The sequence below is a fragment of the Acidimicrobiia bacterium genome, from assembly GCA_035651955.1.
Taxonomy (GTDB): Bacteria; Actinomycetota; Acidimicrobiia; order IMCC26256; family JAMXLJ01; genus JAMXLJ01.
The window spans coordinates 37,694-49,852 of the sequence record DASRES010000086.1 but is presented as its reverse complement, the minus strand read 5'-3'; the positions used below and the strand labels follow the sequence as shown (position 1 = coordinate 49,852).

The window sequence follows — 12,159 nt, the reverse complement described above, 5'->3', positions numbered from 1 at the left end:
CCTTCTCGCATCTCGCAGCTCACGCCTACACTCGCAAGCCCGCACCGGCGCACCGCCCCGACTGCGTCGGGTGCGTCGGAGCGCCCCGGAAGCGAGGATGTGACGCCGTGGCCCAGCCTCTCCCCGACCGTGGCGCCGCCGGCTTCGAGCCGCTGTTCCACACGTTGCTCGACAACGTCGAGCGCGTGATCCAGGGCAAGACCGACGAGATCCGCGTCGCGCTCACGTGCCTGTTCGCGGAGGGGCACCTGCTCATCGAGGACGTGCCCGGCGTCGGCAAGACGTCGCTGGCCAAGGCCCTCGCCCGCTCGATCGGCGGGACGTGGCACCGGATCCAGTTCACGCCCGATCTGCTCCCGTCGGACGTCGTCGGGGTGTCCGTGTGGAACCGGGCGACGAGCGAGTTCGAGTTCCGTCCCGGCGGCGTGTTCGCGCACGTCGTCCTCGCCGACGAGATCAACCGCGCGTCGCCGAAGACGCAGTCCGCGCTGCTCGAGGCGATGGAGGAGCGCCAGGCGACGGTCGACGGGCAGACGTACGCGCTCCCGCGCCCGTTCATCGTCATCGCGACCCAGAACCCGATCGAGCTCGAGGGCACCTATCCCCTGCCCGAGGCCCAGCTCGACCGGTTCCTGATGCGGATCCGTCTCGGCTACCCGGCGCGCGACGCCGAGATCGCGATCCTCGAGACGCACGCGGGTCACGCCACGGTGGAGGAGCTCGACGCGGTCGTCACTGCCAGCGAGGTCGCGAGCGCGGCCGAGTCCGTCACCGCGGTGCACGTCGCGCCCGCGTTGCGCAGCTACGTGGTCGACCTCGTCGACGCGACGCGCCGTCATCGCGACCTGGTGCTCGGGGTCAGCCCCCGCGGCGCGCTCGCGCTCCAGCGCGCGGCACGGGCGTGGGCCGCGAGCCTCGGCCGCGACTACGTCGTGCCCGACGATCTCAAGCTGCTCGCACCCGCCGTCCTCGAGCACCGCCTGCTCCTGTCGCCGGAGGCACAGCTCCGGGGCACGTCGCCACACGACGTGCTCACGAGCGTCCTCGCGTCCGTTCCCGTGCCGGGCGCGACCGGCACGCGCGCGTAGGCGTGCTGACCCGTCGGGGCTGGACGCTCCTGGGTGCGTCGCTCGGTCTGCTCGTCGCGGGCCGGCTGTTCGGGACGGTCGAGCTCGCGATCCTCGCGATCGCAGGCTTCGCGCTCCTCGGCCTCGGCGCGTGGTGGGCGAAGCGGCAGCGCGTCAGCGTGCGCGCGTCACGCACGGTCCGTCCCGCGCGCCTGCACGTCGGCGACCAGGGCCGTGTGGATCTGGCCCTCACGAACGCGGGTACGCGACCGACCCCGGTGCTCGGTGTCACGGACACGTTCGAGGACGGGCGGCGCGCGGCGCGCTTCCTCGTCGCGCCGGTCGGCGTCGGCCAGGTCGCGCGCGGCGCGTACCGCGTGCCGACGACCCGTCGCGGTCGCTTCACCCTCGGCCCGCTGCACGTGGCGGTGGGCGACCCCTTCGGCGTCGTGCGGCGCGCGCTGCCGCCGGGCCCGGTCGACGAAGTCGTCGTCGCGCCGCGCGTCCACCGGGTGGTCGCGCTCGGGGACGCAGCCGGGCCGCCGCTGGGGACGTCGTCGCAGGGCGCCTCCCGCCTCCTCCCGTCCGACGCGGGCGAGGAGTTCCTCACGCTGCGCGAGTACGAGGTCGGTGACGACCTGCGACGGGTGCACTGGCGTTCGACCGCGCACACCGACGACCTCATGGTGCGCCAGGAGGAGATGCAGCGCCGCCCGGAGGTGACGCTCCTGCTCGACACGCGCGACCACGTGCACGACGACGCGTCGTTCGAGACCGCCGTCGAGGCGATCGCGTCGATCGCGGCGGCGATGACGCGCGTCGGGAGGCGCGTCGACGTGCTGACGAGCGCGGGCCTGCGCGTCGCCTCCGTGTCGGCCGGCAACCTCGTGCTCCTCATGGACCAGCTCGCGGTGATCGAGCCGAGCGAGATCGACCAGCTCGCCAAGGTCACCGACGGCTTCCGGACCCGGCGCCCGAGCGGCGCGCTCGTCGCCGTCTCCGGCGTGACCGATGACCGCGTGTCGGAGGCGATCGCGCGCGCGTGGTCGCGGTTCGGCACGACCGTGGTCGTCGCGACGCGCGACACGCCGAACGTCCGCATGACCGCGACGCGGGGGCGACCCTCGATCGTCGTCGTCGACGCGTCCGCACGACCGTTCCCCGACGCCTGGAACGAGACGATCACCCGATGGCATCTCGCCGCGAAGCCTCGACTGTCGCTCTCGCCGTCCTGAGCTGCGCGGCCGCGCTCAGCCTGGGGCGGGTCTTCGCCGACGGGTCGTTCGCGCCCGCGGTCCTCGGCGCGGCACTGCTCCCTCACGCGGTCGGCCTCGTCGCTCGCCGGCGGCGGTGGTCACCCGCCGCGACGGTCGTGGTCGCGGTGGCCGTGTTCGTGCTGTACGTGTCGTGGTTCCTCGTCCCCGCGAGCACGACGTTCGGGATCCCGGGCATCGGGACGGTGCAGGAGGTCGCGCACCGCCTGTCCGACGGCTGGCACGTGTACCGCACCGGTCGCGCGCCGGTGCCGGTGACCGGCGGGCCGGTCATGCTGTCCGTCGTCGCCGCGTGGTCCGCCGCGCTCGCGGCGGACTGGCTCGCCTTCCGCCGCCAGGCGACCGTCGGCGCGCTCGTCCCCGGTCTGGTCGTCTTCGTGCTCGCGGCCACGCTCGGCACGAACACCTTGCGCACCCGCGTCACGATCGGGTTCGGCGCGGCGGCCGTCGTGTTCCTGCTGCTGCAGCACCAGACCCTGCTCGAGCGGCGGCGCGCGTGGTTCACGGGGCGCGGCCTCGGGCCGCGTGCGAGCATCCTGACCGTCGGCTCGATCGTCGGTGTGAGCGCGCTCGCGGCCGGGCTCGTCATCGGGCCCGCGCTGCCGGGTGCCGACGCGCGTGCCTGGTTCGACTACAAGCAGTTCGGCGCGAGCGGCGGCCCGGGACCGGGCCGGTACGACACGATCAGCCCGCTCGTCGACATCAAGGACCGGCTCGCCGGCCCGAACTCGGACACCGAGGTGTTCACGGTGCAGAGCGCGCGGCCGGCGTACTGGCGCGTCGCGGGCCTCGACGAGTTCGACGGCGCGGTGTGGGGCATCAACGCCAAGGTCGAGGACGTGCGCGGCGTGCTGCCCGCCCACGACCGCAGTCCGGGTGCGTTCACCCAGACGTTCGACATCGAGGCGCTGGACCAGCAGTTCCTGCCGGCCGCGTTCCAACCGAAGGCGATCGACCTCGACGCGGCGAGGATCGTGCCCGAGTCGGGGACGATCATCTCGGACGGCTCGTCGATCCTCGGCAAGCACTACACGGTGGTGTCGGCCGCGCCGCCCAGCCCGGCCGAGCTGCGCACCGACCCCGCCGCGCAGCTCCCGCCGCCGCGCGCGATCGAGGCGCGCTACGGCGGGCTGCCCGCCGACTTCCCGCGGTCGGTCAGCGCGACCGCGCAGCGCATCGTCGCGAGGGCCAACGCGGGCACACCCCTCGACAAGGCGCTCGCGCTCCAGGCGTACTTCCTCGACAACTTCACGTACAGCCTGTCGGTGCCGCCCGGACACAGCGACAACGCGATGGTCTCGTTCCTGCAGCAGAAGAAGGGCTTCTGCGAGCAGTTCGCCGGCACGTACGCGGCCATGGCGCGCGTCGTCGGCCTGCCGTCCCGGGTCGCGGTCGGGTTCACGCAGGGCACGCTCGGCAAGGACGGCAAGTACCACGTGACGGGACGCGACGCGCACGCGTGGCCCGAGGTCTACCTCGCCGGCGTGTGGGTGCCGTTCGAGCCGACGCCGACGTCGTCGCTGCCGGGCGCGACGCAACCGGGCGGCCAGCAGCCGACCGACACGCCGACGACCACGCCACCGGCACCGACCACGCCGGGTGCGACGACGGCGCCGCCGTCCACGCCCGCGGGTCGCCTGCAGACCCCGACCGGCGGCGACCAGATCCGTGCAGCGGGCTCGCACACCAACGGCGCGAGCCGCGGCATCGCGCATTTCGTCTGGCTCGCGATCCTCGCCGTCCTCGCCGCGCTGGGCGTGGCCGTGCTGTCCTTCCCGCTGCTGGTCGTGGCCCGGAAGGCCCGGGTCCGCCGCTCCCGCCGGCACGCACCGGAGACCCGCGCGGCCGTGGCCGGCGCCTGGGACGAGGTGCTCGACCGGCTCGACGAGGCCGGCCTCGGCTCGCAGCCGTCGCTCACGGCGCTCGAGGTCGCCCACCTCGCGCCGCGCCGCGGCGTCGCGTCACGCGCGACCGTGCCGCTCCACGAGCTCGCGTCGACCTACACCCGCGTGACGTTCTCGCCCGCGATCCCGGCCGGCGAGGACGCGCACCGCGCGTGGGACGCGGTCACGACGATCGAGGCCGCGCTCCGCGACGACGCGGGATGGGTCGTGCGTGTCCGACGGCGCGTCGACCCGCGACCGCTGCGTCGCGTGCGGGCCTGACGTCAGGAATCGTCGCGGTGGAAGCGGTCGCGGAACTTGCGGCCCGTGTTGCCGAACATCCCGCGCAACGCGCCGGTGCGCAGCGAGCTCGTCAGGCTCTCGAACCCGGCCTTGCCGAGCTTGCGCACGTTCCGCTCGATGACGAGCAGGCAGCCGAGCATGACGAGGAAGCCGACGACACCGAGCACGAGCAGCTTCGTGAACGTGAACAGCAGGAGCGCGAGGCCGGCCAGGAACCCGACCGTCGCCCACTTGATCGCCCGCGCGGCGTGCCGGTAGAGCGTCGTCTGCGAGACCTGCTGCACCAAGGCGGGATCGGTGGCGCTGAGGTTCGCCTCGATCTCGCGCAGGATGCGCTGCTCTTCCTCGGAAAGCGGCATCACGACCTTCCAGGAACCGCCGCCTCGCTGCCTCTACCTGGCTGTTCGCACGAACTGTTCAACCTGGCCTGTTCGACCTGGGCGGAACCCTGTCCCGAGAGTACCTACCCGGGCGCCTCCGCATTCTCGCGCAGGGCACGGAGGCACTCAACGCGCAGGGGTGGCCTCGGTGGCGACCGGCACACCGCCTGCAGCCGCGGAACGGTACGCGGCGTCGACGATGCGGTGCGCGGCGAGCGCGTCGTCGACGTCTGGATGGCCGCGTGCGTCGACGCCTGCGCGCCCGAGTGCCGCGAGGAACGCGAGCGACGGCTCGACGTATTGCGCGAGTGGGACCGCGAGCTCGTCGGGCATGCCAAGGCGCTCCGTCCACGGTGGCGGATCGGCGGTGACGGTCTCGTCGCGGTCACTCGTCTGGACGTGCAACGGACCGAGATGGTCGTCCTCGGTCCACAGCAGCGCGTCCTCGCAGAACACCTCGACACGGCGGGTCGACGGCCGGCTCGTCACCTGGTGCCACACGCTGACGAGCGCCGCGGTCGCTCCGTCCGCGTACGTGAGTGACACGTTGGCGACGTCCTCGATGCCCGCATGCCCGAAGTGGCACGCCGTGCGCGCGCTGACGTCACGCGCGTCGCCGAGGATGCGTCGCAGGACGTCGACGTCGTGGATGGAGTGCTCGACGAGCGTGCCACCGCCCGCGCGCGCGACGTCGGCGCGCCACGTCGAGCCGTACATCCCCTGGATCGGGAAGTACTGGTCGTCCCGGAACACGGCCGCGAGCGGCGCGCCGTAGCGACCCGACCGGACGGCCTCCGCCATCGCACGGAAGACGGGTGCGTGCGCCAGCACGAGCCCGACCTGGTGGGGCACTGCGCGCAGCGCGCTCGCGACCGCCTCGCACTCGGCCAGCGTCGGAGCGAGCGGCTTCTCGCAGAACACGGGCGTGCCGTGCGACGCCGCGGCCTCGACGACCTCCCGATGCCCGCCCGTCCACGTGCAGACCCAGACGGCGTCGACGGCGTCGAGCAGCGCGTCGACGGTCGGCAGCGCCATCGCACCGTCGTGGTGGCGGGCCGTCGCCTCGGCCCGGGCAGCGTCGACGTCGTGGGTCGCCACGACCGCGGCGTCCGCGAGCCCGGTACGCGCGATCTGCGCGAGCGCGACCGAGTGCACGTTGCCGATGAACCCGCAGCCGACGATCCCGACCCGGATCACCGCGCGCGCACTACGGGACGCGGAGCACTTCGAGCTCGCCCGTCGCGCCGTTGCGGACGTCGTAGCGGTAGCCCCGGTGCTGGGCGGGCCCCCACGGCTGCAGCAGCCATTCCGCGAGCGGCTCGCGCACCCACGTCGTGCAGTCGGCGAGCAGCGCGCCGGCTTGCTCCACCGGGAAGAACGCGGCCTCGACGACGATGCCGTCCGGGTCGTCGACGCGCAACTCCCCCTCGAACGCGGTCGCGTGGTGGACCTCGCACCGCATGGACCAGCCGAGGTCCGCCGCGACCGCGCGCACCTCGTACAGCGGCCCCTCCCAGCCGAGGACGCGCAGACCGGTCTCCTCCGCGACCTCGCGCGTGAGCCCGTCGAGGATCGACTCGTCGGCCGCGTCGATGACACCCCCGGGCGTGCTCCAGTCGCAACGGCCGTTGCGCCGGCGGTTCCGGACGAGCAGCACCCCGTCCGGGCCTTCGAGCAGGCCGCCGGCGACGGTCCACTCGTGCACGGTCAGCTCCGCGCGCCCGCCGGCACGCCGTGCCGCTCGCGCCGGCGTGCGAGCCGGTCGCGCACGCCCCACCACGTCACGAGCGCGAACGCCTCGACGACGATGCGCCCCGACATCTTCGACGTCCCGACCGTGCGGTCCTTGAACTCGATCGGCACCTCGACGACGCGACCGCCGTCGCGCTCGACGAGGTACGCCATCTCGACCTGGAAGCCGTACCCGTCGGCGCGGACGTCGTCGAGCGGGATGCGCTGGAGCGCGCGGCGCGCGTACACGCGGAACCCGGCGGTGGCGTCGCGGGTGGAGATCCCGAGCAGCGCGCGGGCGTACAGGTTGCCGAGCTGGGAGATCGCCCGGCGCGGCCACGGCCAGTCCGGGATGCGGCCGCCGGGCACGTAGCGCGAGCCGATCGCGAGGTCCGCGCCGCGCTCGATCTCGGCGAGGAGCGCCGGCAGCGACTCCGGGTCGTGGGAGAGGTCGGCGTCCATCTCGACGAACGCGTCGTAGCCGCGCGCCAGCCCGATCCGGAACCCGGCCCGGTACGCCGAGCCGAGGCCGGACTTCGCGGGACGGCGGAGCACCGAGATGTTGCCGAGCGTGTCGCCGAGCTTCTCGGCCTTGTCGGCCGTGCCGTCGGGGCTGTGGTCGTCGACGACGAGGATGTCGGCGTCCGGGACCGCGGCGCGCAGCCGGGGCAGGACGTCGTCGACGTTCTCGGCCTCGTTGTACGTGGGCAGCACCACCAGGGTCCGCATGCGGGCCACGAGCCTACCGGCCGGCGCCGTACGCGCTCGGGCGCTCTCGCTACGCTCGCTCTCGTGGAGCAGCCCCGGCCCGCCGGCCCGTCACGCTCGTCGTTCTGGCTCGCGTACGTCGGCGTCCTGCTCGGCGGCGGGGTGGGCGCGCTGCTCGGGTACGGGCTCGTGAACACCGGCTGTCATGGCTCGTGCGCGACGCCGAAGGCCGCGGGCGCGCTCATCGGCGCCGCGGGCGCCGCGCTCGGCTGCGCGGTCGTCGCCGTGCTCGTGCTGCGCGCGATGGCCGAGTGGCGCCGCCCGCACGACTGGGACTGAGCGAGCAGCCAGGAGTGCAGACGCTCACCACCGAGCGGCTCGTCATGCGCCGATGGCGCGACGCGGACCGGGCGCCGTTCGCCGCGCTCAACGCGGACCCCGTCGTGATGGAGCACTTCCCCGCGCCGCTCACCCGCGAGGAGAGCGACGCGCTCGTCGATCGCATCGAGGACGGCTTCGAGACGTTCGGGTTCGGGCTGTGGGCGCTCGAGGTCGGTGCCACCGGGGAGTTCGTGGGGTTCACCGGCCTGTCGTTGCCGCGCTTCGACGCGTTCTTCACCCCGGCCGTCGAGGTGGGCTGGCGTCTCGCGCGCCCGGCGTGGGGCAAGGGCTACGCGTCCGAGGCCGCGCGGGCGGCCCTCCACGTCGGGTTCACCGACCACGGGCTCACCGAGATCGTGTCGTTCACGAGCGCCGGCAACGGGCGCTCACGCGCGGTGATGGAGCGCATCGGCATGGCGTTCGACCGGGAGTTCGACCATCCGGCGCTCCCCGAAGGCGACCGCCTGCGACGCCACGTGCTCTACCGGATCAGCCGCTCGGGCGATCCGGGTGGTGGCGCGCCCACGCCTCGAGCCACGCCTTGACCATCGGCGCGAACCGTTCGGGGTTGTAGACGTCCTCCTCCTCGCCAAACAGGCCGTCGCCCGCGTAGACGAGGCGCGTCCAGTTCGCCGACTCGTACGTCCCGCCGTCGCCGGGATCGACGAACCGGTTGGCGACCTGGCCGACGACCCAGCCCTGCTCGGCGTCGATCGTGTACCAGTCCCAGGGGAACGCCTGCATCTGCGTGAAGGGCCACACGGTCATCGTCTTGTCGATCCAGGCGAGGATCTCGTCCCGACCGCGGAACTCGCCGTACAGGTGCTCGACGTAGTGCGCGTCGGGCGTGAAGCACTCGACCCACGGGGACCAGTCGCCGGTGCGCGCGGCTGTCGCAGCCGCCTCGCGGTAGCGGTCGAAGGCGGCCTGGATCTCGTCACGTGTGAACGGCATGCCGGCAACGTAACGCGCTCAGCCGAACGTGAGCTTGCGGAACACCTCCGCGTAGCGGATGCCCGCGGCCCGGCCCGCCTCCTCCGCGCGGTCGCGCAGGAACTGGCGGAACTCCTCGCCCGTCTCGACGAGCTGGCTCGTGTGGCAGAACAGCGCATCGATCTTGCGCTCGAGCACGTCGCCGATGTCGACCCAGCAGTTCGGCTCGAGCGTGCCGGACAGGTACACGGTGCGGACGTCGTGGGGTGCGAGGCCGTCGCGCAGGTGCTCGGGGAAGTAGTGCGGGTTGCCGGCGGCGGGTGCGACGGCGTCGAGCGTCGCCCAGCCGGTGACCCGGTGGTCGCGATGGTTGAAGTACCCGTCGCCGAAGAACACCGCGGTCGGGTCGGGGCACAGGACGGCGTCGGGTCGCAGCATCCGCACGTGTCGGACGATCGCGCCACGCAGCGCCGCGTCGTCGACGAGGTCGCCGTCGTCGTACCCCAGGTGGTACTGCCCCGCGAAGCCGAGCACCTTCGCGGCCGCCGCGGTCTCCTGCTCGCGGCGGCGCGCGAGGTCGTCGGGGTCGACGGACGGGTCGGACGTCCCCTTGTCGCCGCGCGTCGTCACGAGCACGAACACCTCGGTGCCCGCCGCGGCCCACGACGCGAGCGTGCCGCCCGCGGAGATCTCGGGATCGTCCGGATGCGCGTACACCGCGAGCGCGCGTGCAGGAGCCTCGTTCGCGGGCATCGTCGGTACGGTACCTGTGATGCCGGTGCGCCGCGCCCGACAGGTCGGCTGTCACGTCTTCGTCGCCGGGGGGCTCGCACGCGCGTTGCGGCGCGCGGAGGAGCGCGGCTGCGACGCCGTGCAGATCTTCCCGTCGAACCCCCGCGGCTGGGCGGTGCCGGCGTGCGACCCCGCAGAGGAGGCAGCGTGGCGCGACGCGATCGCGCGCCGCCGGATGGTGTCGTTCGTGCACGCGCCCTACCTCGTGAACCTCGCGTCGCGCGATCCCGCGGTCCACGAACGGTCGACGGCGAACCTCGAGTTCGCGCTCAGCCGTGCGGCGCGCCTGGGGGCGGAGGGCGTCGTCGTCCACGTGGGCAGCGCCGGTGACGACGACCGTGCCGTCGCGCTCCGCCGCGCCGCGCACACGATCCTGCGCCTGCTCGACCGCGTCGACGGCACGGACGTCCTCGTCGAGATGACGGCCGCGAGCGGGAACCTCCTCGCCGGGACCGTCGAGCAGGTCGCCGAGCTCGTCGCCGCGTGCGAGCACCATCCGCGCGTGCGGGTCTGCGTCGACACCTGCCATCTCTTCGCGGCCGGTGTCGATCTCACGCGACCGGCCGGGAGGACGGCGCTGCGCGCCGAGCTGCGCGAGCTCGGTCCCGAACGCGTCGCCGTCGTCCACGTCAACGACTCGCGTGACGCCCTGGGCTCGCGTCGCGATCGTCACGCCCGCATCGGTACGGGGACGATCGGGACCGATGCGCTCGGCATCGTCGTCCGCATGCCGGAGCTCCGGCACACGCCGTTGCTCCTCGAGACACCGGGCGACGCGCGGGAGCAGCGAAACGACGTCGCGCGTCTTCGCGCGCTCGCCGGGCCCGCCGCGCGCCGCTGACGCGCGTCACCAGTCCAGGCCGAGCACCTCGCGCATCGTCGCCTCGAACGTCGCGTCGTCCATCGACGCGCGTGTCGCGACGACCATCTCGGCGTCGACGCCGACGGGGCGGCGCAACGGCGTCGTGTCATCCTCGATCGCGTCCGCGATCGCGACGGCCACGACCTCGGGCCCGGGCGGCTCGCTGCCTGCCTCCGCGCCCGTCGGGAGCTTCGCCTGCGCCTCGTGCCACAACCGGTCCAGCTCGTCGTACGGCGGGCCGTCCAACGCGAACCGCTGCTCGGTCTCACCGAAGCGGGTCGCGAACCGACCCGGCTCGACCACGACGACCCGGATCCCGAAGTGCCCGACCTCGTAGTGCAGCGCCTCGGAGACGGCCTCGAGCGCGTACTTCGACCCCGAGTACCCGCCGTTCAGCGGCGAGGAGACGCGCCCCGCGAGCGACGACACGTTGACGATCACCCCGCTCCCACGTGCACGCATCGCGGGCAGCACCGCTTGGATCATCCGCCACGCGCCGAACACGTTCGTCTCGAACATGCGCCGGACGTCGTCGAGCGGGAGCCGTTCGACCGGACCGACCACTCCGTAGCCCGCGTTGTTCACCAGGACGTCGACGTCACCCGCGCCGGCGACGGCCGCGCGCACCGATGCGTCGTCGACGACGTCGAGCGCGAGCCGCATGGCAACGTCGAGGTCCTCGATCGTCTCGGGCCGCCGTGCCGTCGCCACGACCTCGTGCCCCCGCTTGGCAAGCTCGACCGCGGTCGCGCGCCCGATGCCGCTCGAGCAGCCGGTGATGAGGATCCGCGCCATCAAGTCTCCTTCGCGACGGCGTCGAGCGCGTCGACCACTCGTCGGACGTCGCCGTCGTCGACGTCCGCGTGGGTCATGAACCGTACGGTCCGCGCGTCGATCGTGCCGGCGAGGATCCCCCGGGCCCGGAGACCGTCGAGCAGCGCCGCGGGAAGACGACCCGCGTCGCAGCACACGACGTTCGTCCGCACCGCGTCCGGGTCGACGGAGCCGGGCCACCGGTCGGCAAGCGCGTCCGCGATCCGGCGGGCGCGGCGGTGGTCCTCGGCGAGGCGCTCGACCATCGCCGTCAGCGCGACGATCCCCGCGGCCGCGATCACGCCTGCCTGCCGCATCGCGCCGCCGAGCCGCTTGCGCTCGGCGACCGCCTCGGTGACGGCCGCGGTCGACCCGCACAGCAGTGACCCGACGGGCGCACCGAGGCCCTTCGACAAGCAGAACATCACCGTGTCGGCCCGCTCGACGAGGGAGGCGACGGGCTCGCCGAGCGCGACGGACGCGTTGAACACGCGCGCGCCGTCGCAGTGCAGCGCGATCCCAGCGGCGCGCGCGAGCGTCGCGATCGCGTCGACTTCGACACGCGACCACGGCCGTCCGCATGCAGGCATGTGCGTGTTCTCGATCGCGACCACCGAGACGGGTGGGAGATGGTGCGCGCGGTCGTCGAACGCGGCCTGCACGTCGCGCGCGTGCAACAGCCCGTCGCCGTCGGGCAACGGCCGCAGCTGCACACCGGCGTTCCCCGCCGCCGCGGCGAGCTCGTACCGGTACACGTGCGCGCGCTCGCCGCACAGCACCTCGGTGCCCGGGCGCCCGAGCACGCGCAGTGCGAGCTGGTTCGCCATCGTCCCCGAGGGCACGTACAGCGCCGCGTCCTTCCCGGTGAGCGTCGCGGCGAGCTCCTGCAGCCGGTTGACGGTGGGGTCCTCGCCGTAGCCGTCGTCGCCGACCTCGGCGCGCGCCATCGCGCGGCGCATCTCCTCGGTCGGCGTCGTGACCGTGTCCGAGCGGAGATCGACGAGACCGGACGGCGACGGCATCGCGAGCGCG

14 protein-coding genes are annotated in these 12,159 nt (G+C 73.5%); 6 read left to right on the top strand and 8 right to left on the bottom strand.

The genetic code is table 11. From position 1 onward, the window contains the following. Positions 1-152: 152 nt before the first annotated feature. The 3 genes from VFC33_18660 to VFC33_18650 are packed head-to-tail and all read left to right on the top strand — an operon-like array spanning position 153 to position 4,506. Positions 153-1,088: a MoxR family ATPase gene (locus VFC33_18660; protein ID HZR15264.1), complete on the top strand. Its 936-nt coding sequence runs from the start codon at positions 153-155 to the stop codon at positions 1,086-1,088. Positions 1,089-1,090: 2 nt separating this feature from the next. Next, on the top strand, positions 1,091-2,302 hold the full coding sequence (locus VFC33_18655; GenBank protein ID HZR15263.1) for a DUF58 domain-containing protein: 1,212 nt from the start codon (positions 1,091-1,093) through the stop codon (positions 2,300-2,302). Beyond that, a complete protein-coding gene (locus tag VFC33_18650; protein HZR15262.1) occupies positions 2,257-4,506 on the top strand; it encodes a DUF3488 and transglutaminase-like domain-containing protein in 2,250 nt (749 codons plus the stop codon). Before VFC33_18655 ends, VFC33_18650 begins: the two co-directional genes overlap by 46 nt. Before the next feature lie 2 nt (positions 4,507-4,508). Here the strand turns inward: VFC33_18650 and VFC33_18645 are convergent, their stop codons facing one another. The 4 genes from VFC33_18645 to VFC33_18630 form a co-directional block, all read right to left on the bottom strand. Next, the gene (locus VFC33_18645) at positions 4,509-4,886 is read right to left on the bottom strand and encodes a DUF3040 domain-containing protein (GenBank protein ID HZR15261.1); all 378 of its coding nucleotides are present in this window, start codon (positions 4,884-4,886) and stop codon (positions 4,509-4,511) included. A 147-nt stretch (positions 4,887-5,033) separates the two neighbouring features. Beyond that, entirely contained in the window at positions 5,034-6,104 is a 1,071-nt protein-coding gene (locus tag VFC33_18640) for a Gfo/Idh/MocA family oxidoreductase (GenBank protein HZR15260.1), read from the bottom strand. Between the two features lie 10 nt (positions 6,105-6,114). Then, positions 6,115-6,612, bottom strand: a complete 498-nt coding sequence (locus tag VFC33_18635) for an NUDIX hydrolase (protein ID HZR15259.1) — start codon at positions 6,610-6,612, stop codon at positions 6,115-6,117. Between the two features lie 2 nt (positions 6,613-6,614). Further along, the gene (locus VFC33_18630) at positions 6,615-7,367 is read right to left on the bottom strand and encodes a polyprenol monophosphomannose synthase (protein ID HZR15258.1); all 753 of its coding nucleotides are present in this window, start codon (positions 7,365-7,367) and stop codon (positions 6,615-6,617) included. Positions 7,368-7,430: 63 nt separating this feature from the next. Here VFC33_18630 and VFC33_18625 point away from each other — a divergent pair, with 63 nt between their 5' ends. Next, positions 7,431-7,685, top strand: coding sequence for a hypothetical protein (locus tag VFC33_18625; GenBank protein ID HZR15257.1), 255 nt, complete (start codon positions 7,431-7,433; stop codon positions 7,683-7,685). A gap of 14 nt (positions 7,686-7,699) precedes the next feature. Next, positions 7,700-8,272, top strand: coding sequence for a GNAT family N-acetyltransferase (locus VFC33_18620; GenBank protein HZR15256.1), 573 nt, complete (start codon positions 7,700-7,702; stop codon positions 8,270-8,272). On the opposite strand, the gene VFC33_18615 is transcribed toward VFC33_18620, so the two are convergent. Beyond that, a complete protein-coding gene (locus tag VFC33_18615; GenBank protein HZR15255.1) occupies positions 8,217-8,681 on the bottom strand; it encodes a nuclear transport factor 2 family protein in 465 nt (154 codons plus the stop codon). The two genes, VFC33_18620 and VFC33_18615, sit on opposite strands and share 56 nt — an antisense overlap. Positions 8,682-8,699: 18 nt before the next feature. Then, positions 8,700-9,413, bottom strand: coding sequence for a PIG-L deacetylase family protein (locus tag VFC33_18610; protein HZR15254.1), 714 nt, complete (start codon positions 9,411-9,413; stop codon positions 8,700-8,702). Between the two features lie 19 nt (positions 9,414-9,432). On the opposite strand from VFC33_18610, the gene VFC33_18605 reads away from it, so the two are divergent. Next, positions 9,433-10,293, top strand: a complete 861-nt coding sequence (locus tag VFC33_18605) for a deoxyribonuclease IV (GenBank protein HZR15253.1) — start codon at positions 9,433-9,435, stop codon at positions 10,291-10,293. Positions 10,294-10,299: 6 nt separating this feature from the next. Here the strand turns inward: VFC33_18605 and VFC33_18600 are convergent, their stop codons facing one another. Together VFC33_18600 and VFC33_18595 are read right to left on the bottom strand one after the other, a co-directional pair. After that, complete coding sequence (locus tag VFC33_18600; GenBank protein ID HZR15252.1) at positions 10,300-11,109, bottom strand: SDR family oxidoreductase; 810 nt, start codon at positions 11,107-11,109, stop codon at positions 10,300-10,302. Then, the gene (locus VFC33_18595; GenBank protein ID HZR15251.1) at positions 11,109-12,149 is read right to left on the bottom strand and encodes a GntG family PLP-dependent aldolase; all 1,041 of its coding nucleotides are present in this window, start codon (positions 12,147-12,149) and stop codon (positions 11,109-11,111) included. The genes VFC33_18600 and VFC33_18595 overlap by 1 nt, the downstream gene beginning before the upstream one ends. Between the last annotated feature and the right edge of the window lie 10 nt (positions 12,150-12,159).